The organism is Campylobacter sp. JMF_08 NE1, assembly GCF_027737875.1.
GTDB lineage: Bacteria > Campylobacterota > Campylobacteria > Campylobacterales > Campylobacteraceae > Campylobacter_B.
Map to the genome: position 1 here is coordinate 1 of NZ_JAOVUC010000021.1, position 1,032 is coordinate 1,032.

Here is a 1,032-nt window from a genome sequence, read left to right on the forward strand (position 1 = left end):
GCACTGCTTCCGCCCATGAAGTTGATATAATCTTCCAATTTTGTTTTCTTAGGAGCGCTTGTTTCGCTACCTATATCATCACCACCGATAGCGATAGAGCCGTATCCGTTAGCTACGGCATTAGCACCAATTGCTATGGTTTGTCCAGCTATGGCTTTTGATTGCGTTCCAATAGCGACACTTTGTCCAGCATCATCGTTTGCTAAATCCTTAGCTATGGCTAAATAACCAATAGCAATATTTCCTTCGCCTGAACTGTCTGCTAATGCCCTAGCACCTAATGCAATAGCGCCCGTTCCATTTGCTTTTGGACCTGGAATTTGAAGTGTCGTAATGACTTTTTCGTTGATTTTAACTTCATAATCCACATGGTCGCTATTTGTACTACCATCCCACACTGCACCGCCGATTGCGATATTTCCCATCCTACTTGTCGAAGAATTTCTACCTATGGCGATACTAGTATATCCAGTCGCATCTCCACCCATAGCTGCAAATGTGTATTGGTTGTGAGTTTTACCGCCCATAATTGCAACGGAATCTCTGCCATTTGCAATAGAGTCCTTTCCAATAGCGATAGAATTATCGGTATTAACAACTCCACCAACAGTAGCAAAAGAATTTACTCCGTTTGCGACAGAATTTACGCCCAGTGCGATAGAGTTATCTTTAAGAGCCCTGCCACCCATAGCAGCAAGAGAATTTGCACCATAAGCGTGTGAATTTGCACCAAAAGCAGTTGAATTATCAGCTCCTGCATGTGTTATAGAGCCAGAACCCCAAGCGACAGAATTTGTAGCGTTTGCTTCATTGCTTTCGCCACCAAGCACAACCGAGCCGTCGCCTTTGGCTATATTAAATCTACCGCCAAGAGTAGCTGATCTTTCTCCGATAGCTTTGTTTTCTCTACCGCCTAGCGTGGTTGCTGCATAGCCACTAGCTATATTAAGCCTACCACCACCTGCTAGCGAATTTGCACCCGTTGCGTTGTTTTCAAGACCAAAAGCGGTTGAATTTACACCGCTTGCACCA

The 1,032-nt window shown here is 44.5% G+C and carries 1 pseudogene; it reads right to left on the reverse strand.

Annotated features, from left to right (window positions below):
- A pseudogene (locus OFN91_RS08260) lies at positions 1 to 1,032 on the reverse strand (hypothetical protein); the annotation flags it as partial.